Source organism: Rhizobium sp. BK098, assembly GCF_014193155.1.
GTDB lineage: Bacteria > Pseudomonadota > Alphaproteobacteria > Rhizobiales > Rhizobiaceae > Rhizobium.
This window is the reverse complement of record NZ_JACHYY010000001.1, coordinates 960,913-987,508: the sequence shown is the minus strand read 5'-3', so window position 1 is coordinate 987,508 and position 26,596 is coordinate 960,913. Positions and strand designations below refer to the sequence as shown.

At 59.9% G+C, this 26,596-nt stretch carries 26 protein-coding genes and 1 tRNA gene; 12 read left to right on the top strand and 15 right to left on the bottom strand.

Annotated elements, in window-relative coordinates; translation table 11 throughout:
• Window positions 1-47: 47 nt before the first annotated feature.
• From FHT73_RS04780 to FHT73_RS04765, 4 genes are all read right to left on the bottom strand, one after another.
• Window positions 48-1,241 carry a septal ring lytic transglycosylase RlpA family protein gene (locus FHT73_RS04780; protein WP_183710094.1) on the bottom strand — a complete coding sequence of 398 codons (1,194 nt, stop codon included), beginning with the start codon at window positions 1,239-1,241 and terminating at the stop codon, window positions 48-50.
• A 333-nt stretch (window positions 1,242-1,574) separates the two neighbouring features.
• Window positions 1,575-2,471: a sigma-70 family RNA polymerase sigma factor gene (locus FHT73_RS04775; protein WP_183710093.1), complete on the bottom strand. Its 897-nt coding sequence runs from the start codon at window positions 2,469-2,471 to the stop codon at window positions 1,575-1,577.
• Window positions 2,464-3,087 (bottom strand): flavodoxin family protein, encoded by a 624-nt coding sequence (locus tag FHT73_RS04770; RefSeq protein WP_183710092.1) that lies wholly within the window; start codon window positions 3,085-3,087, stop codon window positions 2,464-2,466. The genes FHT73_RS04775 and FHT73_RS04770 overlap by 8 nt, the downstream gene beginning before the upstream one ends.
• Window positions 3,088-3,191: 104 nt before the next feature.
• Window positions 3,192-3,281 (bottom strand) — tRNA-Ser (locus FHT73_RS04765).
• A gap of 415 nt (window positions 3,282-3,696) precedes the next feature.
• Here FHT73_RS04765 and FHT73_RS04760 point away from each other — a divergent pair.
• A complete protein-coding gene (locus tag FHT73_RS04760) occupies window positions 3,697-4,293 on the top strand; it encodes a DNA-3-methyladenine glycosylase (protein WP_183710091.1) in 597 nt (198 codons plus the stop codon).
• Window positions 4,294-4,467: 174 nt separating this feature from the next.
• Here the strand turns inward: FHT73_RS04760 and FHT73_RS04755 are convergent, their stop codons facing one another.
• From FHT73_RS04755 to FHT73_RS04740, 4 genes are all read right to left on the bottom strand, one after another.
• On the bottom strand, window positions 4,468-6,012 hold the full coding sequence (locus tag FHT73_RS04755) for a DHA2 family efflux MFS transporter permease subunit (protein ID WP_183710090.1): 1,545 nt from the start codon (window positions 6,010-6,012) through the stop codon (window positions 4,468-4,470).
• Window positions 6,005-7,231, bottom strand: a complete 1,227-nt coding sequence (locus tag FHT73_RS04750; RefSeq protein WP_183710089.1) for an HlyD family secretion protein — start codon at window positions 7,229-7,231, stop codon at window positions 6,005-6,007. The genes FHT73_RS04755 and FHT73_RS04750 overlap by 8 nt, the downstream gene beginning before the upstream one ends.
• On the bottom strand, window positions 7,224-7,688 hold the full coding sequence (locus FHT73_RS04745; protein ID WP_015339927.1) for a MarR family transcriptional regulator: 465 nt from the start codon (window positions 7,686-7,688) through the stop codon (window positions 7,224-7,226). Before FHT73_RS04745 ends, FHT73_RS04750 begins: the two co-directional genes overlap by 8 nt.
• 240 nt (window positions 7,689-7,928) lie before the next feature.
• Window positions 7,929-8,210, bottom strand: a complete 282-nt coding sequence (locus FHT73_RS04740; RefSeq protein ID WP_112339004.1) for a hypothetical protein — start codon at window positions 8,208-8,210, stop codon at window positions 7,929-7,931.
• 179 nt (window positions 8,211-8,389) lie between these two features.
• Here FHT73_RS04740 and FHT73_RS04735 point away from each other — a divergent pair, with 179 nt between their 5' ends.
• The 5 genes from FHT73_RS04735 to glp are packed head-to-tail and all read left to right on the top strand — an operon-like array spanning window position 8,390 to window position 13,878.
• Window positions 8,390-10,282, top strand: coding sequence for a peptidylprolyl isomerase (locus tag FHT73_RS04735; RefSeq protein WP_112602644.1), 1,893 nt, complete (start codon window positions 8,390-8,392; stop codon window positions 10,280-10,282).
• Window positions 10,283-10,307: 25 nt separating this feature from the next.
• Complete coding sequence (gene trpD, locus FHT73_RS04730) at window positions 10,308-11,330, top strand: anthranilate phosphoribosyltransferase (protein WP_183710087.1); 1,023 nt, start codon at window positions 10,308-10,310, stop codon at window positions 11,328-11,330.
• A gap of 6 nt (window positions 11,331-11,336) precedes the next feature.
• Entirely contained in the window at window positions 11,337-12,152 is an 816-nt protein-coding gene (gene trpC, locus FHT73_RS04725) for an indole-3-glycerol phosphate synthase TrpC (protein ID WP_183710085.1), read from the top strand.
• Window position 12,153: 1 nt separating this feature from the next.
• Window positions 12,154-12,648: a cyclic pyranopterin monophosphate synthase MoaC gene (moaC, locus tag FHT73_RS04720; protein ID WP_183710083.1), complete on the top strand. Its 495-nt coding sequence runs from the start codon at window positions 12,154-12,156 to the stop codon at window positions 12,646-12,648.
• A 3-nt stretch (window positions 12,649-12,651) separates the two neighbouring features.
• Window positions 12,652-13,878: a gephyrin-like molybdotransferase Glp gene (glp, locus tag FHT73_RS04715; RefSeq protein WP_183710081.1), complete on the top strand. Its 1,227-nt coding sequence runs from the start codon at window positions 12,652-12,654 to the stop codon at window positions 13,876-13,878.
• A gap of 128 nt (window positions 13,879-14,006) precedes the next feature.
• Here glp and gnd read toward each other — a convergent pair whose 3' ends face one another.
• On the bottom strand, window positions 14,007-15,032 hold the full coding sequence (gene gnd, locus FHT73_RS04710) for a phosphogluconate dehydrogenase (NAD(+)-dependent, decarboxylating) (protein WP_112338954.1): 1,026 nt from the start codon (window positions 15,030-15,032) through the stop codon (window positions 14,007-14,009).
• Between the two features lie 304 nt (window positions 15,033-15,336).
• On the opposite strand from gnd, the gene tehA reads away from it, so the two are divergent.
• From tehA to FHT73_RS04695, 3 genes are read left to right on the top strand one after another with little or no spacing between them, the layout of a single operon-like run.
• Window positions 15,337-16,338 (top strand): dicarboxylate transporter/tellurite-resistance protein TehA, encoded by a 1,002-nt coding sequence (gene tehA / locus FHT73_RS04705; protein ID WP_112602653.1) that lies wholly within the window; start codon window positions 15,337-15,339, stop codon window positions 16,336-16,338.
• 30 nt (window positions 16,339-16,368) lie between these two features.
• Entirely contained in the window at window positions 16,369-16,740 is a 372-nt protein-coding gene (locus tag FHT73_RS04700) for a VOC family protein (RefSeq protein WP_112338956.1), read from the top strand.
• Complete coding sequence (locus tag FHT73_RS04695; protein ID WP_348648118.1) at window positions 16,741-17,397, top strand: alpha/beta hydrolase; 657 nt, start codon at window positions 16,741-16,743, stop codon at window positions 17,395-17,397.
• A 55-nt stretch (window positions 17,398-17,452) separates the two neighbouring features.
• On the opposite strand, the gene FHT73_RS04690 is transcribed toward FHT73_RS04695, so the two are convergent.
• Window positions 17,453-18,586, bottom strand: coding sequence for a citrate synthase (locus FHT73_RS04690; RefSeq protein WP_183710079.1), 1,134 nt, complete (start codon window positions 18,584-18,586; stop codon window positions 17,453-17,455).
• Between the two features lie 84 nt (window positions 18,587-18,670).
• On the opposite strand from FHT73_RS04690, the gene FHT73_RS04685 reads away from it, so the two are divergent.
• On the top strand, window positions 18,671-19,759 hold the full coding sequence (locus tag FHT73_RS04685) for a citrate synthase/methylcitrate synthase (RefSeq protein ID WP_183710077.1): 1,089 nt from the start codon (window positions 18,671-18,673) through the stop codon (window positions 19,757-19,759).
• Window positions 19,760-19,782: 23 nt separating this feature from the next.
• On the opposite strand, the gene FHT73_RS04680 is transcribed toward FHT73_RS04685, so the two are convergent.
• Window positions 19,783-20,658 (bottom strand): LysR family transcriptional regulator, encoded by an 876-nt coding sequence (locus FHT73_RS04680; RefSeq protein ID WP_183710075.1) that lies wholly within the window; start codon window positions 20,656-20,658, stop codon window positions 19,783-19,785.
• A 97-nt stretch (window positions 20,659-20,755) separates the two neighbouring features.
• Here FHT73_RS04680 and FHT73_RS04675 point away from each other — a divergent pair, with 97 nt between their 5' ends.
• Complete coding sequence (locus FHT73_RS04675; protein WP_183710073.1) at window positions 20,756-21,355, top strand: LysE family translocator; 600 nt, start codon at window positions 20,756-20,758, stop codon at window positions 21,353-21,355.
• Between the two features lie 26 nt (window positions 21,356-21,381).
• Here the strand turns inward: FHT73_RS04675 and FHT73_RS04670 are convergent, their stop codons facing one another.
• The 4 genes from FHT73_RS04670 to FHT73_RS04655 all read right to left on the bottom strand — a co-directional run bounded on the left by FHT73_RS04670 (window position 21,382) and on the right by FHT73_RS04655 (window position 25,455).
• Entirely contained in the window at window positions 21,382-23,241 is a 1,860-nt protein-coding gene (locus FHT73_RS04670; protein WP_183710071.1) for an adenylate/guanylate cyclase domain-containing protein, read from the bottom strand.
• A 12-nt stretch (window positions 23,242-23,253) separates the two neighbouring features.
• A complete protein-coding gene (locus FHT73_RS04665) occupies window positions 23,254-23,787 on the bottom strand; it encodes a FecR domain-containing protein (protein WP_183710069.1) in 534 nt (177 codons plus the stop codon).
• 86 nt (window positions 23,788-23,873) lie between these two features.
• Complete coding sequence (locus FHT73_RS04660) at window positions 23,874-24,923, bottom strand: HoxN/HupN/NixA family nickel/cobalt transporter (RefSeq protein WP_183710067.1); 1,050 nt, start codon at window positions 24,921-24,923, stop codon at window positions 23,874-23,876.
• A 139-nt stretch (window positions 24,924-25,062) separates the two neighbouring features.
• Window positions 25,063-25,455 (bottom strand): rhodanese-like domain-containing protein, encoded by a 393-nt coding sequence (locus FHT73_RS04655; protein ID WP_112398305.1) that lies wholly within the window; start codon window positions 25,453-25,455, stop codon window positions 25,063-25,065.
• A 65-nt stretch (window positions 25,456-25,520) separates the two neighbouring features.
• On the opposite strand from FHT73_RS04655, the gene ftrA reads away from it, so the two are divergent.
• On the top strand, window positions 25,521-26,573 hold the full coding sequence (gene ftrA / locus FHT73_RS04650) for a transcriptional regulator FtrA (RefSeq protein WP_183710065.1): 1,053 nt from the start codon (window positions 25,521-25,523) through the stop codon (window positions 26,571-26,573).
• Window positions 26,574-26,596: the final 23 nt, after the last annotated feature.

Here is a 26,596-nt window from a genome sequence, read left to right as displayed (position 1 = left end):
GGCACGATTATTTTAGTGACGGGTTAAGATTCAGGCAATGACGCCGATCAATCGACCTGCGTCGCACCCTGATGCTGGCGGCGATAGGACGAGAGAATCGATTCCTGCGTGAGGCCGTCGTTACGAACCATGACCGCATCGAAAGCGAGGTCGACATAAACTGTTTTGACCGGCGCATTCTGATAGGCGGCGACAGCCGAACCGATCGATTGATCGTCAAGGCTTGCCAGTCGAGGCGTGAAATCAGGTCGTTCACGGGGAATCGGCCCGATTTGCGGCAGAACGATCATGACCGGCTCGGCGCCATCGGCGGCAGGCATTGCGCCTCCGTTCCAGGTCATCGGCGGCAGATTGTTGCGCTTGTCGCCATTGTAGGCAGGCTTCGGCGCATCAGCGAAGGCTGTTGCCGAATAGGGCGCCTGGCGTGGGACGGGTGCGATCGCCGGCGCGGCATCAAAGCTGCGCACCTGGCGGCTGGGGCGCGTCGGTGTTGGGGTATACGAATCCGGCAGCTGATCAGCAGTCATCCGACCGGCAGAGGCCACCATAACGCCTGTTGCGATCTGGCCACCCGGGTTGATGCCAGGCAGACGCGAACCCTTCGGGATGTAGGAGGCCATCAGATAAGGCTCGTCGTGACCGTCCATGCGGGCGCGGCCGACATATTGCACGCGCACGTCGCCGGTGCCGCTGTGCTGAAGGTCGAGCAGCTGTGCCGTCTTGTTCGAAAGGTCGATGATGCGGCCGGGATGGTATGGGCCACGATCGTTGACGCGAACGATGATGGAGGAGCCGGTCTCGACGTTGGTGACGCGGGCATAGCTCGGCAGCGGGAAAGTCGGATGGGCGGCGGTCAGCGACTGCTGGTCGTAGACTTCGCCATTGGCGGTTAGGCGGCCGTGAAAGGCCGAACCGTACCAGGAGGCGACGCCGACCTTGTTATAGCCGAAATCTTCCTTGGGGTAATACCACTTGCCCTTCACCTGATAGGGATTGCCAACCATGAAGCGGCCGCCGCCCTTCGGCACCGGACCGTTATTGACGACGCGTGGGCTCGCCTTCACGCCATATTCCTTCTCGGAGAAATATTCCTTGCCGTGCTGGCGCTTGCTGGGCGCTTTCTGCGTCGTTCCGCAGGCCGTGATGGTTGCGCACATCAGTGAGAGAGCAAACCAACGCATGGCCGTTGTGTATGTCACCGCCCGATTTTCGAATGTCATCTGTCCCAAGCCGCTACTCATTACTTTGACGGAGGTCTGCTACCGGTAGTCCCTCGTTCCGGTATCCTGCTACGCTCCAATCACCTAACGGTGCTTTAATCATGATTGCAGTTTGTCCATTTTGCGATGCAAATTGAGCGCACCGAAGAAATTCCGAAGATCATGGTTAATGCCCAGTAAAGCGCTGCCAGCTTCAAGTAGTCTCAATCAAAATCGTTTCGCACCGGTAATGGACTGCTTTCTGATCGCCACCCGCCTGTCCGGATTGCAACAGATGCACTCGGTTTGTGATTGCGTTGGGATCTTGATGGGCAGATTTGGAGCAGTTCTTTTCAGTGCTTGTATCAAGTCGCATCAGTAGTTCGCCGCGATAGATGCCGCCGACTCTACCGCCCCGATAACGTGCTTCAGCTTGTCCGGGTTGCGGGTGCAATAAATGGCAACGACTTTTTCCCGCTCGATCTGCAGCGCGGTGGTCTGCACGATGTTTCCGCCCTCTATCGTCACGAAGCCTGGCAAGCCGTCGATGATCGCATAGCGGATCAGTTGCGAGGGCTGTGCCCTGAAGATTTGGGCCAGCTGCTCATGAAGCCGTAGGGTGGCAGGAAGCCCGATGTGTGGTCGCTGCGATGTCGGCACCTTGCCGCCGCCGTCGGCATAGACAATGACATCCTCTGAAAGCAAGGCCTGAAGAGAGGCCATGTCACCCGTTCTCGACGCAGTGAAGAAGGCCGTGGCAAGCTTGAGCCCCTCTTCTTTGCCAATGGCGAAGCGCGGCCGGGCCTCGGTGACATGCGCCCGCGCCCGGCTTGCAAGCTTGCGACAGGCGGCCGCCTCACGACCAATTGCCGAGGAGATCTCATCGAAATTCATGCCGAACACGTCATGCAGAAGAAAGGCGGCTCGCTCCAAAGGCGAAAGACGCTCCAGCGCCAGCATCAGCGGCATGGTTATATCGTCAGCGGCATCGGCGTCCTCCGGATCGAAGATCGGCTCCGGCAACCAGGAACCCACATAGGATTCTCGGCGGCGGCGGGCCGATTTCAACTCGTTCAGGCAAAGCCGGGTGACGATAGTCCGCAGGAACGCCGCCGGTTCGCGGACCGAGGCGCGATCGGTTGCCAGCCAGCGCAGCCAGCTATCCTGCACGATATCCTCGGCATCCGCGATCGATCCGAGCATTCTATAGGCAAGCCTGACAAGGCGTGGACGCAGCTCGGAGAAGATCGGGTCGGATGGCGTCTCATTCATTGGCCGCAAACTCGCGTGCGAATGGATTGGCCTCGCGGCCACGGGCGAACTGCAGCGCCGTCAGCGCCACCCGCCGGCCGAGATGGCGAGCGGTCGCGAGATCGGATGCCGGCGGGGCGGTCTCAGGGCCTTCATCCGTGTTCGCCTGCGCCGCCGCGCCGAGCCAGAAACCGAGACGGTTCATATCTTCTTCCGAGCCGGTCGAAGAGCAATTGGCCGGCGGCAGATCGAGACCGACCCAATGCATTCCATGCTGGACTGCGAAGATTACCATCTGCATCAGCGTCGAAAGCTTGTCACCGGACTGTGACCCCGAGGTGGTGAAACCAGCCGCGATCTTGTCCCTCCACAAATAACCCCTCGCAAGAACGGTCTTCGACGTCGCCTCCTGAAATGCTTTGAATGGTGCAGAAACTGCGCCCATATAGGTCGGCGAGCCAAAGATGATCGCATGCGCCGCATTGAGATCATCCCAATGGTGCTCCACCCTATCTACAGTTACGACTATCGCCTCCGCGCCATCAATCTCTTCGACCCCTGCCCTGACGGCCTCGGCTTGCCGGCCGGTATGTCCGTAGCCGCTATGATACACGATTGCGATGCCCTGCCGGATCATTGTCATCTCCTTCGAATCTAGCGTTGCGAAGGACATGACAAGGCATGGGCGCGGATTGTGACATGCCTGGATTTTACGAGAACGTAAAAATTGGAAAAGCCCTTTGGCGGAAGAGGTGGGATTCGAACCCACGGTACGGTTTCCCGCACGCCGGTTTTCAAGACCGGTTCCTTAAACCACTCGGACACTCTTCCAAGCAACTGAAAAGGCCTGAAAAATCTAAGCAGTGCTGATTTTTCGAAACCGGGTGTGGCTACCGGTTTTTCTGCCCAATCACTCGACGGCTGGCTTTTTAGCAGCTTTGGTCGCCGCGTCAACTTGTTCCGCCTAGCTCCATCGCATTCTCGAGGTCGGCTGGAATGGCAATTGAGGAATGTCGGTCGGTTCAGGTGGCGCCGTGGGGAATTCATGTCGTCAGCGCGCTAAAAATAAGGTGGCCCTGCCGCTGGAAAAGGGCCGGGCCACCCCGCCAGGTCAGGGGTCAAATCTGACTGAAGCAGGCTATTAATAAGTTATGCTTAGCTTTTGTCAATTATCAGTACGCCGGACCAAGCACTTGATGCTCGGCGCCGTGTTGATGGCTTCGGCTATCGGAGATAGTCTCCCTTGATGACTTCTGACGATCATTCCCTCGCTGTCGGTATTAAACCCCTCTCCGGCCCTGTCCTCACCACGTTTTTCAGCCGAGATGCCGTCGTGGTCGCGTCCGATCTGATTGGCATGCGTTTCATGGTTGCGGGGATAGGCGGTCGTATCGTCGAGACGGAAGCCTATAGGCCCGATGACGAGGCGTCCCATGCATATCGCGGGCCGACACCGCGCAATGCGGCCATGTTCGGACCGGCCGGCCATGTCTATGTCTACCGCTCCTACGGCATTCACTGGTGTTTGAATTTCGTTTGCACTAAAGGGAGCGCCGTGCTCATCCGGGCGATCGAGCCGGAAAACGGCATCGAAGACATGATCCGGCGGCGGGGATTGGCCGACATCGTCTCGCTTTGCAACGGGCCGGGAAAGCTTTCGCAGGCGCTTGCTATCGATATAAGCCTCGACGGTCGCTCGCTGGATGCGGCACCATTTTCGTTGTCTCGGGCGGAACCGGTGCCGATCGTCTCAGGCAAGCGCATCGGCATCACGAAGAATATCGATCCGCTCTGGCGCTTCGGTGCTGCTGGCTCGCGCTTCGTCAGCCGCCGTTTCCCGTAATCATGTTAAAAAAGACCGCCGGGGTGGTGCCCGGCGGCCGTCTGGCCACGCAGTGAAACTGGAAAGACTGCGTGGCAAGCATTTCCGCTCTCCATCGAATCGCGAAACGCTTGTCCTATGATTTCTCAACGCATTCCGGACGGAAAACCGCTTCGCACTTTTCCTGGAAATGCTCTATTCCATCGCGACGCTATGGTCGACCGCCGGCGGCGCCTTCGGTTTGCGCAAAAGCATCAGCAACGGCATGGCAAAGATCGACATAAGCATCAGGAGCTTGAAGTCATCCATGTAGGCAATGATTGTCGCTTGCGTCGTGATCATGCCATCGAGCGTCGCCCGGCCGACTGCCGTCATCGGGCTCACCCCTTGCGCAGCCGTCTCCCCAAAATACCGGTTAAACGGTGTAACATAGGCGGCGATGTTGGCATGGTTGACCTGTGTGTTCTCGGTAATCAGCATCGAGACGACCGAGATTCCAACGCTGGAGCCGATGTTGCGCGAGAGATTGTAGAGGCCCGTCCCCTCGCCGCGCATCTGCGCCGGCAGCGTCGCAAAGGCGATCGTGGTCAGGGGCACGAAGAGGAAGCCGAGGCCGGCACCCTGAACGAAGCCGACCGATATCAGCGTCCATTGTGAAACATCCGGCGTCCAGCCCGTCATGTCGTACATGGCCCAGGCCGTCAGCGCGAGGCCGATGAACAATAGCCAGCGCGTGTCGACCCTGCCGATCAGGCGCCCCACGAGGAACATGCAGAACATGGTGCCGAGGCCGCGCGGTCCCATGACGATGCCGGCAGTGACGACCGGATAGCCCATCAATGTCTGCAGATAGGGCGTCATCAGCGCCAGCGATGCCAGATAGGTCACGCCGACGATGAAGATGAACAGGATGCTGACGGCAAAGTTTTGGTCCATGAAAAGCCGCGGATTGACGAAGCTTCGCTCGGCCGTGAACATGTGCACGAGGAAGAGATAGAAGGCGCTGACGCAGACGAGTGCCTCGATGATGATCTCGCTCGAGTAAAACCAGTCGAGCTGCTCGCCGCGATCGAGGAAAAGCTGCAGGCCGGCAATCGCGATAGAGAGCATGCCGAAGCCGAACCAATCGAGCTTGGCGAGTGCATCGAGCTTGGTTTCCGTTACGTAGACGACGATGCCGAAGAAGGCGAGCGCGCCGATCGGTACGTTGATATAGAATACCCAGCGCCAGCTGATATTGTCGGTCAACCAGCCGCCGATGACTGGACCTAGTACCGGCCCGACCATGACCGAGACGCCGAACAACGCCATGGCGCGGCCGCGCTCCTCGACATTGTAGATATCGAGAAGAATCCCTTGCGACAGCGGTACGAGCGAGGCGCCGAACAGGCCCTGCAACAGGCGAAAACCAACGATCTGGATCAGCGATTCAGACAGGCCGCACAAAACGGAGGCGACGACGAAGCCGGCGATAGCGACCAGCAAGACCCGCTTGCGACCGAATTTTGCCGAAAGGAAGCCGGAGGGCGGTGTCATGATCGCCGCTGCGACGATATAGGACGTCAGGACCCAGTTGATCTGGTCGGCGCTGGCCGAAACGTCGCCCTGGATATGCGGCAGGGCGACGTTGGCGATGGTGGTGTCCAACGCCTGCATGATGACAGACAGGATGACGCAGGCGGTGATCGCACCGCGATTGGCGACTGGCGCCGACGACGAGGCGGTGGTGGCGTTACTCATGATCCTGACCGCGTGAGCGGCCCAGCAGGTTGGTGATGAAATCAGGCAAGCCGCGGGCGTGGCCCGTGTCGACATCGGCGACGACGCTCATTCCGACGCGCAACGGAGGCTTGCCCGCCGTGTCGTCGATATTGATGATCATCGGTATGCGCTGCACGACCTTCACCCAGTTGCCGGTCGTGTTCTGCGCCGGCAGAAGCGAGAAGCTGGAACCGGATGCCGGCGCAATACTGGCGACCGTACCCTTCCACGTCACACCCGGATAAGCATCGACGGAGATATCGACCTTCTGGCCGGGGCGGACATAGGTGAGTTCGGTTTCCTTCGGGCTGGCGTTGATCCATAGATGCGTGGTGGAAACCAGCGAAAAACCAGGCTGGGACGCGGTTAGATAAGCGCCGACCTGCAGGGAGGGAACATTGGCGGTCACTCCGTCAAAGGGGGCCCTCACCATGGTATCGTCAAGTTCGCGCTGCGCATTGTCGACTGCGGCCTTGGCCTGCAGATAAAGCGGGTTCTGTTCCGCAGGCAGATCGGCAGCGCCTTCACCGCCCAACTGTGCAAGGGTCGCGGCGGCCGTGGCCTTTGCGACCAATACCTTCTGCTGTGCCGCTTCGAGATTGTGTCTGGCTTGATCGAGAGCTGCCTTTGAAGCGACCGAATTGGTGATCAGGTTCTGCTGGCGGTCGAGTTCCGTCTGATAATACGGAATATCGGCCTGCGCCTGGGCGATTTCCGCCAGGGATTGCTTGTAGCTCGCCTGCAGGTTCAGGATCTGGTTCCTGGCATTGCCGAGCTGCGCCTTCGCGCCGTCCAGTGCGATCCGGAACGAATCGGGCTTCAGGCGGAAGAGCACCTGCCCTTTCTTCACCACTTCGTTTTCATGCACGTCGACCGATATCACCGTGCCGGAAACGTCGGTGGAAACACCAACCATATCGGCCTGGATATAGGCATTGTCCGTGGACATGATCTGCCCGCCGGTGACGTAGTAATAGCCGCCGATGACGAGCGCGACAGGCAGCAGTGCAAACAGCACTGGTCGCGTCAGCTTGCGGCGCTTGCGAGGCATTTCTGGGGGCGAAACCGGCGCCGCCGCTGCAGCCGCAGCTGGCTGTGGTGCGGGATTGGAGGACGGGGCCTCGGCTACCGGGGCCCCAGTCTGTTCAGCGGAATTTGCGTTCGCGGGTATGCGGATTGAGGAAGAAGCTTCAGCCATGTTGTAACTCTTTGTCGACTGCCTTTGAACGGCAGGCGCTAATCAGGTTCGATTTCATAAGGATAAGCAATTCGTAGAGGCGCTCTTGATCCTCCTGTGAGGCTCCTTCGAGCGCTTCCCTGCGTGTCAGGTCGCCCATACCGCGCATCGTGTCCATCAATGGTCGGGCTTCGTCGCGCATGTAGAGCAGCCAGCTTCTTCGATCGTTTGGATGCTGCCGACGCTCCACCAGACCGCGTTCGCTGAGCTTATCGAGGATGCGAACCAAGGTAATCGGCTCGATTTCCAGCATTTCGGCCAGGCCAGCCTGGTGAATGCCCTCGTTGTTTGCGAGGTAGGCGAGCGTCTGCCATTGCGAACGCGTCAGGCCCAGATCTTTTGCGCGCTGCTCGAATCGCTTCCGAAGAAGCCGGGCAACGTCATGGAGAAGAAAGCCGAGAGTAGGTGTCGAACTCATCTATAAGAAGCCTGCTATTCATAAGCAACCTTATAATGATTGCTACGTATAGTAAGCGCGCATGCGATACAAGGGTTATGTGATCAACAAATGGCGATGGCACAAGATGTCGCAGCCGTCGGTGGCGCTTTGGGCCAGGTAAGAGCGAAGCGCCAATAAAGGCCTTTAACGCTCAATCAAAAAGGCGCAGCTCACTCGGCTGCGCCTTCTGCAGTTTTGCAAATGGAGAGAGCAGCCTGGCTAGCGGCGATTCAGCAGGCCGATGAGATAGCCGAGCCCGGCTGCCGCGACGACCATGAAAATCGGCTCCTCGCGAACGCGCTCGCGCAGTTGCTCAGTAAGTTCCTGGGCTTCTTCCGTGACGACAGACTTGGCTCCCTGCCCGACGGCTGCCACGCTCTGCGAAAGCTTTGCCAAATCTTCCCGCAATGCTGCGACCTGGGCGGCAAGATCTTCCATTGCCGTTTCCGTCTGCGCCCGCGCCGAAGATGAGGGAGTGGAAGCTGATTTCGTGTCTGCCATCATGTGCTCCTCATGTTTTCTCGTTGCTAAAACGCCGCTGCCTATCAAAGGTTCCGGCATAGCTGCGCCTCATCGGGCGATTTCCCCACTGGCTCTTCAATTCCGGTTCGGATTGTTCTAAGGAACTCCGATTGTTTCGCCGTGTGCGAAGACTTGATGATGACGAGGTTTGCTTTCCGATGTTCGACGTGCTGAGAAAAATCGCCCAAACCTGGCTTGCCAAGGGCCTGTTGCTTCTTCTTGCGGCAGCCTTTGGTGTATGGGGCGTCGAGCGGTCCCTCATCACCGGCGGCAGCAGCAATACGGTTGTCACGGTTGGCGATCAGCATATCGATACCAATGAATTCCGTCTCGCCTATCGTCGACAGATGCAGGCGATCAGCCAGCAGTTGCGCATGCAAATCACGCCGGAACAGGCGCGCGCCTTCGGTATCGGGCAGCAGACGGTATCACAGCTGGTCGCCGGCGCTTCCCTCGATCAACTTGCCGCCGATATGGGTCTCGGTCTTTCGCAGGATCGGCTGGCCAAGCTGATCGGCGACGATCCTGCTTTCAAGGCGACGAATGGCGCTTTCGACCGCCAGAAATTCGACCTGCTGCTGCGCAACAGCAACATATCGCCCGATGATTACATCAAGGAGCGCAGCAAGGTCGCGATCCGTGGCCAGATTGTCGAGGCCGTATCAAACGGTTTTACCGCACCGACAGTCCTTGTCGACGCCGTCAAGCAATATCACAACGAGACCCGCAGCATCGATTACCTGTTGCTGACCAACGCCAACATCGATCCCGTCAAGGCCCCTGCCGACGATGTCCTGCAGAAGTGGTTCGATGGCGTGAAATCGAAATATCGTGCGCCCGAATATCGCAAGTTCGCCTTTGTGAAATTGCAGGCTGAGGATATCGCCGACACCGCGAGTGTTACGGATGACGAAGTGCGTGCGCAGTTCGATAAGCGCAAGGACAGCTTCACCACGCCCGCAACCCGCACGATCGAGCAGCTGACCTTCGCCAACAAGGATCTCGCCAATGCTGCAGCCGATGCGCTGAAGACGGGGACCACCTTCGATCAGCTCGTGTCCGACCAGGGCAAGAAGCCTTCCGACGTGCTGCTCGGCACCTTCACCAAGGATCAGGTTCCGGATAAGACCGTTGCCGAAGCAGCCTTCGCCGTTTCCAAGGAAGGCGGCACCACTCCCGTTGTCGAAGGTTCGTTCGGTCCGGTGATCCTGCGCGTGACCAATGTGAAGAACGAAACGGCGAAGAATTTCGACGACGTCAAGGAAGATATTCGCAAGCAGATTGCGCTCAGCAACGCCGCAAACGAGATCACCAGCGTCCACGACAAGTTCGAAGACCTGCGCGGCTCCGGCGCATCGCTGCAGGATGCGGCATCGCAGCTTAAGCTTAAACTCGTCACCGTCGATTCGATCGATCAGACTGGCCTTGATCAGAATGGCAACGAGATAAAGGATCTTCCGGCCCGCCAGCAGCTGCTTTCGGAAGTCTTCAAGGCCGATCAGGGCGGCAACCCCGCTCCTCTGACGGTCGGCAATGACGGCTATATCTGGTACGATGTGACGAACATCACGCCCGATCACGATCGTCCGCTTGCGGAAGTGCGCGAAAAGGCCGTTGCCGACTGGACTGCCGAACAGCAGAAGATTGCGCTCGCTGCCAAGGCGGTCGAGCTGAAGCAGGAAGCGCAGAAGGGCAAGTCGCTTGCCGATATCGCCGCGCCGCTTGGTATCGCTGTTGAAAGCAAGAGCGGCATCACCCGCTCGACGGACGATCCGGTTTTGGGTCGCGGCGGTATCGCTGCAGCTTTCTCCGGTCCCGTCGATACGGCCGGAAGCGCCATCGGCGCCGATGACACCACGCAGATCCTGCTCAAGGTCACCGATGTCAACGACAATCCGACGACCGATGCGCTGAGCAACGACGATCAGCAGGTTGCCCAGATTGCCAACGCCGCCGGCGACGACATTCTCGATCAGATGGTCAGCCAGCTGCAGGGCAAATATACCGTCACGGTCAACCAGAGCCTCGCCGAACAGGCGATGTCCCGCTAGACCCGGTCGGGAGGATGGATAGTCGATGAGCGAATTGAAGCCTTTTCTCGCCAAGGTCGCCAATCGCGAGGCATTGACGCGGGATGAAGCCCGGCAGGCATTCGAAATACTGATGTCGGGTGAGGCCACGCCGTCTCAGATCGGCGCATTCCTGATGGCTCTGCGGGTGCGCGGCGAAACCGTCGACGAAATCGTCGGCGCCGTGACCACGATGCGTGCCAAGATGCTGCCGGTGAAAGCCCCGGCCGATGCCATCGATATCGTTGGAACAGGCGGCGACGGTGTCGGAACCTATAATATCTCGACGCTGGCCGCGTTCATCGTCGCCGGCGCCGGCGTACCGGTCGCCAAGCACGGCAACCGCGCCCAGAGCTCCAAGGCCGGCACCGCCGACACGCAATCCGTATTGGGCATCAAGCTCGATATCGGACCGGAGACGATCGCCCGCTGCATTCGGGAAGCCGGCATCGGCTTCATGTTCGCGCAGCTGCATCATTCCTCCATGCGCCATGTCGGTCCCTCGCGCGTCGAACTCGGCACGCGGACGATCTTCAATCTGCTTGGGCCTTTGTCCAACCCTGCTGGCGCCCGTCGCCAGCTGCTGGGCGTCTTCGCGCCGCAATGGGTGCTGCCGTTGGCCGAGGTGCTGAAGGATCTCGATGCGGAAAGCGTCTGGGTCGTGCACGGCGACGGTCTGGACGAAATCACCACGACCGGCAAGACCTCCGTCGCAGCACTTGAGAATGGCAAGATCCGCACTTTTGAGCTAACACCGGCCGACTTCGGCCTGCAGCATGCCGACCTTGCCGATCTCAAGGGTGGCGATGGCGTTGCCAATGCTGCAGCCCTTCGTGCCGTGCTCGCAGGCGAAAAGAACGCCTATCGCGACATCGCGCTTGCCAATGCGGCGGCCTCGCTAGTCATTGCCGGCAAGGCGGAAAGGCTGCATGATGGCATGAAGCTCGCGGCCCATTCGCTCGATAGCGGCGCCACCGCCGTTGCGTTGGAAAAGCTTATCGCCGTTTCCAACGAGGAAGAACAGGACTAGGACGTCATGACCGATATCCTTCAAAAGATCGAGGCCTACAAGCGCGAGGAAATCGCCGCTGCCAAGGCCAGGCTTTCCCTTGCCGACCTGAAGGCGATGCAGGCCGGACAGTCCGCGCCGCGCGGTTTCCATAAGGCGCTGCTCGCCAAAAAGGATGCCGGCGCTTTCGGCCTGATTGCCGAGATCAAGAAGGCGAGCCCTTCAAAGGGGCTCATCCGCCCCGATTTTGACCCGCCTGCCCTCGCCAAGGCCTATGAAGCCGGCGGTGCCGCCTGCCTTTCGGTGTTGACCGATACGCCGAGCTTCCAGGGCGCTCCGGAATTCCTGACGGCTGCCCGCGCGGCCTGCTCGCTGCCGGCGCTGCGCAAGGACTTCATGTTCGACACCTATCAGGTACAGGAAGCTCGTGCCTGGGGTGCCGATTGCATCCTCCTCATCATGGCTTCGCTTTCGGATGATGATGCCGAGCGTCTTCAGGACGAGGCATTCAGCCTCGGCATGGACGTGCTGGTCGAGGTGCACGACGCCGAAGAGATGGAGCGTGCGCTAAAACTCTCCTCCCCGCTGATCGGCATCAACAACCGTAATCTGCGCACTTTCGAAGTCAGCTTGACGGTTAGCGAGAACCTGGCACCCGTGGTGCCGGAGGATCGGCTGCTGGTCGGCGAAAGCGGCGTCTTTACCCATGCCGACTGCAAGCGCCTCGAGGCCGTCGGCATCAGCACCTTCCTCGTCGGCGAAAGCCTCATGCGTAAGGACGATGTGACGGCGGCAACGAAACTGCTGCTGAACGGCGAAACCGGCATTCTGGCGGCTGAGTGAAATGAGCACCGAGAAGGCCGGTCTTACTCATATCGACGCTTCGGGCGAAGCTTCTATGGTCGATGTTGGCGACAAGGCCGAGACGGCACGCAGCGCCACCGCGACCGGCTACGTCAGGATGAAGCCGGAGACCCTGATGCTGATCCGCGAGGGCAACGCCAAGAAGGGTGATGTCATCGGCACGGCGCGGCTTGCCGGCATCATGGCAGCGAAGCAGACCAGCAATCTCATTCCGCTCTGCCATCCCCTCATGTTGACGAAGGTTGCCGTCGACATCGTAGAGGATGCCGCCCTGCCCGGCCTGCGTGTCACCGCGACGGCAAAACTGACCGGCCGCACCGGCGTCGAGATGGAAGCACTGACGGCGGTTTCCGTCGCCTGCCTGACGATCTACGACATGGCCAAGGCCGCCGACCGCAGCATGGAAATCGGCGGTATCGTTCTATTGGAGAAATCCGGCGGCAAATCGGGGGATTTCCGCCATCCGGGGGCCTGACACATGAGCCTATTGCCCGTTGCCGAAGCGCAGGCGCGCCTATTGGACAGTGCAGCGCCGATCCATCGTGTTGAAAGCGTTCCACTCGATATGGCCGAAGGTCGGGTTCTGGCTAAAGATCTGACGGCCCGCCTGACACAGCCGCCTTTCGACGCTTCGGCGATGGATGGTTACGCGCTGCGCTTCGAGGATGCGGCAATGCCGGGTTCGGAGTTGCAGGTCATCGGTGCCTCTGCCGCTGGCCACGCCTTCGACGGTAGCGTCGGCAAAGGCGAAGCGGTTCGCATCTTCACCGGTGCTCCCGTTCCCACGGGCGCCGATTCGGTTCTCCTGCAGGAAGACGCCGTACGGCTGGATGGCGATCGCATCAAAACCAGCTACCCCTTGCGCAAAGGGCAGCACATACGCCCGCGCGGACAGGATTTCCTGGAAGGCGAAGCCGTGCTTTCCACCGGCACGGTTATGGATTTTTCGCGCCTTACGGTCGCCGCGGCCATGAATCATCCGGCATTGGATGTCTATCGCCGGCCGCTTGTGGCGATTCTCGCAACCGGCGACGAACTCGTCGCGCCGGGCAATGAACCAGGGCCATCGCAAATCATTGCCTCGAACACCTTCGGCATTGCTGCACTCGCGCGCAATGCCGGCGCGCATGTGCTCGATCTCGGCATCGTCGCCGACGACACCGACGAGATCACCGCCGCTATCGGTCGGGCGCAAGTGGCCAAGGCCGACATCATCGTCACGCTCGGCGGCGCCTCTGTCGGTGATCACGATCTGGTACAGGCAACGATGATATCAGCCGGCATGAAGCTGGATTTCTGGCGCATCGCCATGCGCCCTGGCAAGCCGCTGATGGTCGGCAGCCTCGGCGACATGCATGTCCTCGGCCTTCCCGGCAATCCCGTTTCCAGCCTTGTCTGTGGCCTGCTCTTTCTCGAGCCGTTGATAAGAAAGCTCGCATCTCTGCCCGTGATAAAGCGTGAAGGTATTGCGCGCGCCGCCGTGCCCTTTGCCGCCAACGATCAGCGACAGGACTATGTCCGCGCGACGCTGACGAAAGCCGCCGATGGCGGCTGGCTCGCCGAGCCCTTCTCGAAGCAGGATTCGTCTATGATGAAGGTCTTTTCGCGCGCCGACTGCCTGGTCGTCCGCCCGCCGCATGCGCCGCAGCTTGATATAGGCTCACCCACTCCAGTCATGGTCTTGCGACCTGATCTGCTGGGCTGAAGTTACCCTGGGGAAAGTGCTCAGCGCGGCTTTCCTGCTGGAAGCATTAAGACAATAGAAGCGGGCAAGAAAAAGCCGGGAGGTTTGACCCACCCGGCTCGCAATCATCAGATCGATAGGCCAATCAATTACTTTACCGGCTTCTCATGGTGGCCGCCGAAGCCGGCGCGCATGGCGGAGAGAACCTTGTTGGCGTAATCGTCATTGCCACGCGAAGCAAAACGGCCGTAAAGCGCAGCGCTCAGCACCGGCGTCGGAACGCCTTCGTCGATCGCAGCCGAGATCGTCCAGCGGCCTTCGCCCGAATCGGACACGCGGCCGGCATATTGCGAAAGGGCTGCGTCGCCATGCAGCGCGTCGGCCGTGAGGTCGAGCAGCCACGAGGTGATCACGCTGCCGCGGCGCCAGACTTCGGAGATTTCGGCGATATCGAGATCATACTGATAATACTGCGGATGCGAGAGCGGCGCGGTTTCAGCGTCCTTCTCGGCGTCCTGCTTGCCGATATTGGCATGGCGCAGAACGTTGAAGCCTTCGGCATAGGCGGCCATCAGGCCATATTCGATGCCGTTATGGACCATCTTAACGAAGTGGCCGGCGCCGGACGGGCCGCAATGCAGATAGCCCTGCTCTGCCGTGCTCTTCTTGGCGGCTTCTTCGGACCGCATAGCCGACGGAGCGACGTCACCGACGCCCGGCGCGAGCGTCGCGAAGATCGGTGACAGATGCTGGACGGTTTCCTTCTCGCCGCCGATCATCAGGCAGTAACCGCGCTCCAGACCGAAAACACCGCCGCTGGTGCCGACGTCGACATAGTGGATGCCCTTCGGCTTCAGCTCTTCGGCACGGCGGATATCGTCGTGATAGTAGGAATTGCCGCCATCGATGACGATGTCGCCCTCTTCCAGCAGCGGGACGATCGCCGCCAGTTCCTGATCGACGATTGCCGCCGGCAACATCAGCCAGACGACCCGTGGCTTTGCAAGTTTTGATACGAAATCCGCAAGAGACTTGCTGCCGGTGGCGCCGAGCTGTTCAAGCCCGGCGATGCTTTCCGGGCGCGCATCGAAAACAACGGCGCTGTGACCGCCTCGCATCAGGCGCTGCACCATGTTGTTGCCCATACGGCCAAGGCCAATCATTCCGATTTGCATGTTTCAGTCTCCTAGGACGGTTTCAATCGTTTGAATACTGCATAGAGATATTTCGCAATATTTTCCAATGAACAAATGACGGGAGAGCTATGCAGGAGCCATGGAGCGGAGAAAAATACGCGCGTTCACGCATCCGTGATGTCGCATGCCGAAGCCTCCCGCTTTTCTCCATGATCGCGCTTTGCCGGCTTGGAGGAAAGCTGTATTTTACTTCCCGTTCGCATTGATAGATTTAGCATCGATCTCGAATTCCTTGCACAATTCTCTTTCAGGTGGGCCTCATATAGGGCGAAAAAGGGGGCATATGACTGCGTCTTTGAAACTGCCGCTGGTGCCAGCTTCGTTTTTCGGTATGGTTCTTGGCCTTTCTGGTCTCGCCAATGCGTGGCGCGTGGGTGCTCGCATCTGGCGCCTGCCGGCCCTTATCGGTGAAGTGCTGACCTTTATTGCGCTAGCCGTCTGGCTGCTGCTGATCGTGCTCTATGCGTTGAAGTGGATGATGGCGCGCGAGGAGGCCTTCAAGGAAGCGGCGCACCCAGTTCAGTGCTGCTTCATCGGCCTCATCGGCGTAGCAACCATGCTGGTGGCCGGTGGCCTGCTGCCCTATTCGCGCATCGGCGCCGAAACCATATTCCTGATCGGCGCCGTCTACACGCTGGCATTCTCCGTTTGGCGCACGGGAGGGCTCTGGCAGGGCGAACGCGATATTGCGACGACTACTGCCGTGCTCTACCTGCCAAGCGTCGCCGGCAGTTTCGTGACCGCCATCGTCGGCGCCGCGCTCGGCTTTCCGCAATGGGCGCAGCTTTTCTTCGGCGCCGGCTTCTTCGCCTGGCTTGCCATCGAATCCGCCCTGCTGCATCGCCTGCTGACCGGACCGGCGTTGGCTGCGCCGCTGCGGCCGACCCTTGGAATTCAGCTGGCTCCCCCGGCCGTCGGTGCGCTAGCTTATATCGGCGTCACACAAGGCCCTCCCGATATGCTCGTCCATGCAATGATCGGCTATGGCTTGCTGCAGGCTCTGATCATGTTGCGCCTCCTGCCCTGGATCATGAAGGAAGGCTTCAGCCCAACCTATTGGGCCTTCACCTTCGGTGCAACAGCACTGGCGACTGCACCGATGCGCCTTGTCGAACGCGGCGATGTCGGCGCAGTCACGCAACTTGCCCCCATTCTCTTCGCCGCCGCCAATATCGTCGTGGGTTTGATCGCGCTGGCGACGATCTGGCTGATTGCCAACCGCAAACTCGTCATCGGCTGGGTCGCGCTTGCCGACCGCGACGCTGGCACCGTTGGCCAGCGGTAGTAGAGCTCAATCTCACTTTTGGAGGGTGATGTGCTTGATCATGTGACGATCGGGGTTCGCGATCTCGAGCGATCGAAGATCTTTTATGACACGATACTGCGCTCTATCGGCATAGAGCGTCTTTATGCTGAAGGCGAAAGATTTGCGGGTTACGGCATTGGAAAGAAGGCTTTCTTCTGGATCGGTCAGCGTGATGCACCGCAGACAAGTGCACATATAGCCTTCACTGCCGAAAGCAGGAAAATCGTCGACGAATTTCACCGGGCGGCGCTTGCAGCCCGCGGCATCGACAACGGCCCTCCCGGGCTTCGTCCTCACTATCACGCGAACTACTATGGCGCTTTCGTTCTCGATCCGGACGGCCACAACATCGAAGCGGTTTGTCACTTGCCGGTGACTTGAGTGGCGGGCGCTGCATTTCCTGTGAAATCGCGGTACGGGTGGCCGTACATAGCGCATACGCCAAACCGGCGCGAAGGCAATGCGGCTATCGAAACGATAAAAAATGGTCTGATTATGTGCCGTTCAAGAACGCAAGACTTGTTGGTCGTTAGCGATATCCATGGCTTTCCGGAAACTTTTGTCGAACTATTGGATGCCGGAGGCTTTAGGCACCGCGGTTTACAGCTTGCCAGCCTCAGCGGGCGCCCTGACCTAAGTGGAGACAATCTTCACGACCACCTTTTCAATAAAGGTGGTTTGCAACAAGCGTTTCGAGGACTTCTCGAACTTGATGGACGCATGTGCGTCGGCATTGGCTTCAGCGCAGGTGGAACTGCTCTATGGAATGCGGTCAAGGAGGGGCTGGAGCTCAAGGCTTTGATCTGCGTATCATCAACGAGACTGCGCTTGGAAACCTCCCCTTTGAATATACCGACTATGGTACTCTGGGGAGAGGCCGACCCATATCGGCCAACCGAAAGTTGGAACAACACTCTTCCGAGTTATTGGAAAGCCTACGCAGGAAAGCAGCACGATTTTTATCGGATTGACGCCGTTACGGCGAACTCTCCTTTGCGCACGGATATTGCAGCCTTCATCGAAAGCCTCTTTCCATAGCGCGTATCTGTGCTCCTTTGGGGACATATAGCCTTCACCGCAGCCAGCGGCCAAATTACTCTACCGGCGGGCCGACATAGCGCGCACGCGGGCGAATGAGCCTGCCGCTGGTGGCCTGCTCCATGGCATGCGCAAGCCAGCCGACCGTCCGTGCCAGCGCGAAAATGATCAGCGGTGCATCCTCCCGGAGATGATAGGCGTGAGTCATCGCCGTCAGTGCGAAGTCAATATTGACGCGCTCACCGACCAATTGCTCGCTGACATCGCGAACCCTGGCGAAGAGCGGAGGCAGTGTGAAGCAGCCAAGCAGCGCCTCGCCACGAATATCGACGTCAGGATAAAGCTGATGGCCGAAAGCAGGCAATGGCCGTCCTTCCGCCAGATAGCTGCGCACCGCTTCGTCCACTCCCGTCGTGGCCGCCCGCGCGATCAGCGTGCGCGCGCTCTGCCACGCGCCGCCATGCAGCGGACCGGTCAGCGTCGAAAGGCCGGATAGAGTGGCAGCAGATAATGTCGCGCCTGCGGATGCCGTGATCCGCGCAGTGAAGGTCGACGCATTCAGCTCATGATCTGCGAGCAAGACGAAGCTGCGGCGGATCACATCCTCGGCATCCGGACGGTTCCAGGCGGTGGCGAGACGTCGATGCAGCGGCTGATCCCATGGGCCGGGAGCCAATGCTTCGGCCACCGTACCGAATACGCTTTCAGCTTCGTTTTGGAGGGCCGGAAGTGAACGTCCGAGCGACGGTAGGTCGCGTGTTATGCGCTCGGCAAGCATGGAGAAAGCGCTATCCAATGAGGGCGGCTTCCGCCGCGCCTCGCTTGGCTCGAATCGCAACGGCCGCTTCATGTCCCAAAGCAGCAGCGCGATATCTTCGAGGCTTGCGCTTTCGGCAAGCATCGCCACGTCCCTGCCACGATAGAAAAGCCTGCCGTTCGAAACCGTCGACAGCGCCGATGGCAATACCGGATCGCCCCATTGAATAGCTTCGGCGGCCACCGCCTCGGTCTTGCGCCTTCCGGCATGGCGGGCGGCCAATCGCTTGACGTCATCGGCGAAATAAAGGCTGCGCCGCGTATCTGCGGGATCGGCTTTCGCACGAATGCGCCCGCGGCTGACATTGGCGTAGAGCGTCTGTGATTTCGTTCCCAGCAGGTTCAGCGCCTGCTCCGCCGTCAGCCAGCTCATCGGTCCTCATATTGATCAATTGTATCAAGATTGACGTCAATAGAAATAGATCCGATCTAATCGGATAGTCAAAGGAGAACCGTAATGAAAAGTGGTCTTGAAGATGTCATTGCCGCAGAAACCAAGCTGTCCGACGTCGACGGCGCTGCCGGTCGCCTGATCATCCGCGGCGTGTCGCTCGATGATCTGGTGGCGACCAGCCGCTTCGAGGATGTTGCTGCGCTGCTGCTCGATGGCCTGTTTGACGAACATATCGATGCAGCTTCCATCCGAACTCAACTCGGCGCGGCTCGCGTTGCGCTTTTCCCGCATGTTGAGGCTGCCGATGCCGCTCTGCTCGCACTGCCGCCGGTGGACGCCGTGCGCGCCTTGCTGGCGCGCGTTGCCGACGGCGAAGGTTTTGCAACGGCGATCCGCCTGATGGCGGCCCCGGCCGTTTTCCTGCCGGCCATCTTGCGATTGCAGAAGGGGCAAGCACCGATCAAGCCGGATGCATCCTTGTCCCAATCCGATGATATCCTGCGCATGCTGACGGGCCGGTTACCAACCGCCGAGCAAACGGCGGGACTCGATGCCTATCTGGTGACGATTTCCGATCACGGCTTGAATGCGTCGACCTTCGCCTCCCGCGTCATCGCCTCGACCCATGCCGGTCTGACCTCCTCCGTGCTTGCAGCAATCAGCGCCCTCAAGGGACCGCTGCACGGCGGCGCCCCCGGCCCGGTTCTCGATATGTTTGATGGTGTCGGAAAGCCCGAAAATGCACGTGCATGGTTGTCTGACGCGCTTGATCGTGGCGAGCGGCTGATGGGCTTCGGCCATCGCATCTATCGCGTGCGTGACCCGCGCGCCGATGCCCTGAAGACAGCGTTGAAACCGATCTTTGCTAGCGGCCAGGCAGATGCTGGACGTATCGCCCTGGCGGAAGCGATCGAGACGGCAGCACTGGCGCTGTTGAAAGAGCGCAAACCGGATCGGCCCTTGGACGTCAATGTTGAATATTACACTGCCCTGCTGCTCGATGCCCTCGGCTTCCCCCGCAGCTCCTTCACCGGCGTCTTCGCGATCGGCCGCGCGGTCGGCTGGATCGCCCATGCCCGCGAGCAGACACTTGACGGACGTCTGATCCGTCCGCAGTCCCGCTATGTCGGTCCGCTGCCGAAGGCGGCATAGGCCGGTCCATCGGGATGCGGCACTCAGGCGGCCGCGGATTGGCGCGGCCGCGTCATGCCCTCGCGGATATGGCGGGCAAGCTCCAGCGCCTGCGGCGTCGCGCCACTTTTCGGCAAATGCAAGTTGATCGAAAAAACCGGCAATTCGGGCAGACCCTGCTCGACGGTGAGAATATCGAGATCAGCCGGAACGGTCGAAGCGAGCCAGGCGGTGACGGCCAGGTCTGTACGCACGGTCGCCGTGGTCGCCTCGATATTGCCGTTCTCAAAGACCGTCCGCCAGCGCAGACCATCCTTGCTGAGCGCCGCAAAGACGGATGATCGGAAGGCACAGGTATCGGCGACCATCGAGATCGGCAGCGGCACCTTGCGATGGGCATTGCCGGCCTTCGCTCCGACCCAGACGAGCCGCTCCACAGCAAGGCATTCCCCCTGCGACGTGCCGTATGGTTCCTCAGCCACGCAGAGGTCGATGGCTCCCTTCCCCAGCTCTTCCAGCAGTTCCGGTGATGATGCGCAAACCAGCGAAATCTCCACCTGCGGATGGCGCTCGGCATAGGATTTCAGCACAGGCGCCAGCGTTGCTCCGACAAGATCATAGGGAACGCCGAGTCGGACGCCGCCGCGAACCGTGCTTTCCGTCATGTCGTCCCAGATCTCGTCATTCAACGTCAATAGGCGACGGGCATTACCGCGCAGCCGTTCGCCCGCTTCTGTCAACCGCAATCCACGCCTATCACGCTCGAACAGGGCGCAGCCGAGCATGTCCTCCAGTCGCTTGATCTGCTGGCTGACGGCGCCTTGCGTCATATGCAGCATATTAGCTGCAATCGTCATGCTCCCCTGGTCGGCAACCGTGGCGAAGGTTCTGATGAGGGCAATATCAAAGTTTCGGATCATGCAGGCATTATAATTGCTAATGCATCGATCCTTCAATATTCGATTTCATGATGCTGGAGCGGCGCCTATGCCTTTTTCAATTAGAGAAAGGCTGGATATGACGATCGAACCCTTGCTGCCGCTGATATTCTTCGCATTGGTTTCCACCATAACGCCGGGCGGTGCGACCACGCTCGCGACTGCGTCCGGCGCGCATTTCGGTTTCCGCCGCTCGATACCTGTCATGGGCGGCTTTGCCTTCGGCCTGGGCTCCATGGCCGGTGCGGCGGCGGCTGGGCTGGGTGGCGTTTTGATGGCCTTGCCAATGTTGCAAATCGCCATGAAGACGCTGGGCTCCCTCTATTTGCTCTGGCTCGCTATTCGAATCGGCAGAAGCGGCCAGCCGCGCGAGGCCGGGCAGATGGTGAGGCCGACAGGCTTCCTTGCCGGCGTCTGGATGCTCTGGCACAATCCCAAGGGCTGGGCGATGACGATGGGCGCCGCCGCCGCCTTTGCCGCGCTGGCGGATAGTCCGGCCAGACTTGCATGCCTACTTGGCGTGACCTTCTGCCTTATCGCCGCTTTCTCTTTGGCGGTTTGGTGCGCTCTGGGGCTAATGCTCGGACACCTCTTGAAAACGGCCTGGCAATGGCGAGCACTCAACATTTCTCTCGCTTGTCTCCTCGTGATTTCAATCGCTCCCATGTGGTACGCATAAGATTCGACGCGCTGGGATCTCTCGGGTCACGGCCGATCGCGCCAAAGCCATATGGTCAAAGAACCGGCTCGGCCACGCAGGCTTGTTTCGATCGGGCCGTTAAGGTGCCCCTCTTTGAAGGGAGTGCTGTCGCGACCCGCCGCAAGCAAGAGGTCGGCGCTGATGGCAGCCTCCGCATGGTGACCTGCGGCAACCTCCATCAAGCGACTGGCAACGTTGACCGTATCACCCGTCGCAGTGATCTGTTGACGATCGCCGCCGCCGAGCCTGGAGGCGACGATGGTGCCGAAATGAGCGCCGATTTTGAAACCGATTCGCGAGGTTATTCCCTGCGGCAATGCCGAGAGCCAATCTCTCATCCGGTGAGCCAGGCGAATGCAACAATGCGCTGCATTGGCAGGATCGGCAGGCTTTGGATGCGGCAGGCCGAAAAGGATCATGGCGCCGTCACCCATGAAGCTGGTAATGGCACCGCCGGATGCACTCACTTCTTCGTCGACGAGATTGTAGAAGCCGTTCAGCAGTTCACGCACGGCGGTCGGGCCGATCGATTCGCTAAGACCGGTGAAGCCATTGATATCGATGAAGACGACGGCCGCCTCCTGGTGTACCGGCTCTGCGAGAAGGCCGGGATCGCGCGCAAGATGCTCGGCCAGACCAGGCGCCTGGATGCGCTGCAACAGCTGGCTTTGTTCGGCGAAGCGGGTGGCGCGTCTGCGGTCGAGCCAAAGCTGGATCGCGCCAAACAGCAGCGCCGGCGGGACAGTTGCCGCAATCGGAAGGGCGGCGCTTAGCCAAATTCCATGCTTGAAGGCGCTGACGTTGATGGCAAACCAAAGCAGGACGACGCCCAGCACCATGATCAGACCTAGGGTGCTGCGTCGCCATGAAAGAAGGCTGACAACGGCAATCGGCAGCCCGACGGCGAAATAAAGGTCGATGAAACGAACGTTGCGGTCGCGTACCAGGCCATCTCCTGAGATCAGATGCGTAATGGAAGTGGAGATCACCTCGACACCGGGCAGAACGGGATCGAACGGCGTCGGAAAGACATCTCCTCCCCCTGTAACGGTCGCGCCGATAACGACGACATGGTCCCTGATCGCGGCTTCCGGCAACTGGCCGCTCAGCGCCGCGCTGGCGCTGACGGTGCGGATTGTTCCACGCGGACCGTAGAACGAGAGCGGCATGAGATAGCCGGTGTCGGTATGGATGGAACGGTCGCCGATCTTGATATGGTCGGAAAGAACAGTCGTCTGCTCGCCGCTTGCGGCGGAAACGACGCGTAGCGAAAAGGATGGCTCGATCCGTTCGCCGCTGCGAAACAGCATCGGAACGAAACGCGGCGTGCCCGCCTTGTCGGTCTGCAGATTGACGATGCCATAGCTTGCGGCATCGGCGAACCGCTGCTGCGGTTCGAGGAATTGCAGCGCGCTGGGCACGCGGGCGAGAGGCTCGTTGCTGTTGTCGACAACGCGCTGGCGGCTTTCGGGAAAGATGCCGGCTGCGGCCAGCACGACCTTGGTCCGCTTGAGTGATTGCTCCAACGCCGCATCGCCGGCTTCGTCACCGGGATCGACCAGAAGCACGTCGAGGGCGATGGCTCCAGGTCCCAGGGCGGAGATGGCGTCGACGATCCTGGCAAGCGTGGCGCGCGGCAAGGGATAGCGCCCCGCCACTCGCGAGGTCTCATCGTCGATGGCGACGATCGTGACGAGATCGGGCGGTTGGCTGTGGCCGCCGAGCGTATTGCGGAGATTTGTAAGTGTTGCTTCCGCGCCGTCGATGAAGGGAATGTCACCGCGCAGGTGCGCAATGCCAAGACCCAGGCTCCAGGCGACAGTCAAGAGAAGCGCAATCAACGTTTGCAGCGATGGTCTGCGCATGGCGTCGGGATCTCACTGGCCGAGGCGTGCCATCAAGGCGTTTATGCGCGGCTGTCCCCACGGATTGACACGCAAGGCAGAGCGAGTGCGATCCACATCGACACCTTGCCCTTGCCCGAGCGTCACCCCTTGCCCGGTCGATACCTTGTTAACCGCAACACGGCCGCGCAACACGAGCACGGATGTCTTGCCACGTTGCGCGTCTACAGCCCATCGCGTGCCGCGGACGGCAGCGATCGCCTGCGGCGTTACCACTTCGAACCCACCCTGAACACGGCTACTATCCACATCGACCAAGGCCGCCTTGCTGTCGAGCACGATAGCGTCCACCCGGCCATCCCGATTTCGGTCAGCAAGGTGGAAATTCGCGCCGCGCTCGACGGTGATGCTAAGCCCAGGCTGGCAATTCAAAGTCCGGCGTTCGGTGCTGACGGTCGGCTGCAGCGGGCAATTCGAGACAATTTGCGCAAAAGCTGTGCCGGCGCCGATGACGAACAGGATGCCTGCCGTCAGTCCTAGGCCGCGAATACTGCTTGCATGGATCATGGTGGTGGCCCCTCATCGCATATAACTGGAGCCGCGGACGACGATGTCCAGTCAAAACATGCTCGATCCCCGGGCGCAATGATGCGTCATGAGCGATTGATCTGCAAGTTGTCGTAGCCTCCGGCTTTATAGAGCACCGTCGAAACCAGCCAGCTCAAAAGGAAAATGCCGACGACGGCGAAGCCGAAGTTGGCAAGATTGTCGTTGAGTTCGCCCACGAAGCTCCAGAAACCTCCTTCGAGGCCGAGTTTGTCGGCGATGAGCCCCAAAGCCTCGATGCCGCCGATGAAGACGGCGACGACGACCGACGCCGCGGTAATGGTTAGATTATACCAAAGCTTGCGCACCGGCTTGACGAAGGCCCAGCCATAGGCGCCCGTCATCAGCGTGCTGTCGAGAGTATCCATCAACGACATGCCGGCGGTAAATAGCGCCGGAAAGACGAGTATGGTCCAGAAGGACATGCCCTGCGCGGCTTGAGCGGCGGAAATGCCGAGAAGCCCGATCTCTGTTGCGGTATCGAAGCCGAGGCCGAAAAGGAAGCCGATCGGATACATATGCCAGGAGCGAGTTACGACCTTGAACATGGGCCGGAAGATGCGCGCCAGCAAGCCGCCGCCGGCAAGCAGCGTGTCGAGATCTTCCTCTGCGATCCGCTCGCCCCTCTGCGCTCGTCTGAAGGCCGACCAGACGCCCTTCAGGACGAGGAGATTGGCCATACCGATCAGCAGCAGAAAAACAGCCGAAACCGTCGTACCGATGACGCCGCCGATATCGTGGAAGGAATCGAGCTGGCTCTGCATGGCAGCTGCCGTTGCGGCAATCAGGATGGAGGCGATCACCACGATGGAGGAATGACCGAGCGAGAAGAAAAAGCCGACCGCATAGGGCTGCTTCTTTTCCTGAATGAGCTTGCGTACGACATTGTCGATGGCGGCGATGTGATCGGCATCGAAAGCGTGGCGTAGTCCGAACATATAGGCAAGAAGCGCAATGCCAAGCAAAGACGGGCGGTCTGCAAAAGCGACCCAGGCCCAAGCCCACGCGGCAATATTGAAAGCGACCAACAGAGTGAAGGTGACGGCAATCTTGGCCCTCGGCCGCTCGACGCCATCGTCAAATGGATTAAGGATCATACTTTTGTTCCCATTATGCTTACTCGCATAGTGTCACGGAAACGAAAGCGACGCGACAGTCAAATGACGTAGATGCCGAAGTTTTTCGCAGTGTCGTAAAAATGGGCAGACCCTGCATACGCCAGCTCTGCCCTCGCGCTCAGCCCTTCTCGAACGGATAACCCTCATCGGCCCAGCCGGTCATGCCGCCGATCATGACCTTCACGCGCTTGCCGAGCGTGCCCAGGCGCCAAGCCGCCTTGTCGGTGCCATTGCAATGCGGCCCGGCGCAATAGACGACGAACAGGGTATCGTCAGGCCATTCCGCCATCTTCCTTGCGGTCATCTTGCCATGCGGCAGGTTGATCGCAGCCGGGATATGCTTCTCTTGGTACATTGCAGGACCGCGGACATCGAGCAGAACGAAATCGACATTGCCTGATGTCATGGACTGGTAGACGTCGGAGCAATCGGTTTCGAAGCCAAGCCTCTTGGCATAGTGCTCGGCGACGAGACTGGGATCTGCGGTGGGGATTTCACTGACTAGCGACATGGAACGCTCCTTCTTTGTTTCGGTGCATTCATGCCTGAGCGATCCCGTGGTTGAAATTGGCCGAAATGCCATATAACGTCAATATCATGTCAAACTCAGATAACCCCAATCTTCACGGCCCACATGTCGTCACCCTCGTCTATGACGGGCTCTGCACCTTCGAATTTGGTGTCGCCTACGAAATTTTCGGCCTGCCGCGACCGGAGATGGGTGAGGATTGGTATCGCTTTTCCGCCTGCGCGATCGAGGAAGGCCTACTGCGCGCCGCGGGTGGGCTGACGGTGCAGGTCGATCATGGCCTCGAGGTCCTTGCCGATGCTGACCTGATCGTCGTGCCCGGTTGGCGTGGTATAGGCACGGCAGTCCCTGCCCCGCTGGTTGCCCAGCTCCAGGCGGCGAGCCGCCGCGGCGTCCGCATCATGTCTCTCTGCTCTGGTGTCGCGGTCCTCGCCGCCGCAGGATTGCTGGCGGGCCGCAAGGCAACCACGCATTGGCGCTATGTCGAGTCTATCGCGGCGCGCTATCCGGATATATCCGTGGATGCCGATGTTCTCTATGTCGATGAGGATAAGGTGCTCACGGCCGCCGGCAGTGCCGCTGCGATCGATCTCTGCCTGCATGTCGTGCGTCGGGACTTCGGACCTGACGCCGCCAATAGCGTCGCCCGCCGTCTCGTGGTGCCCCCGCATCGCGAGGGCGGCCAGGCTCAATATATCGAGACGCCGGTTTTAAGGCAGCGCGAGGGCGCGCGTTTAGGCCCCCTGCTAGAATGGATGCGAGAGCGTCTGCAGGAAGATCAGCCCATTGTGACGCTTGCAGCGCGGGCCGGCATGAGCGTGCGGACTTTTCAGCGCCGTTTCGAGGCGACCACCGGCATGGCGCCGGGCGAATGGCTGCTCAGCGAGCGGCTGCGGCGTGCCCGCGATCTCCTGGAGAAACAGACGGCTACTTCGCTTGACGATGTGGCGGTGGCAAGTGGATTTGGATCGCTCGCCACCATGCGCCATCATTTTCGGGAGAGGCTTGCGGTAAGCCCAAGCGACTACCGCAAGCGATTTGCAGTCCTCAAAGCAGTTCCAGGAAAAGTGCGTAGCGGTTTTCCGTCCGGAACTGCGTAAAAGCAAAGATGTAGAGCGCTTCG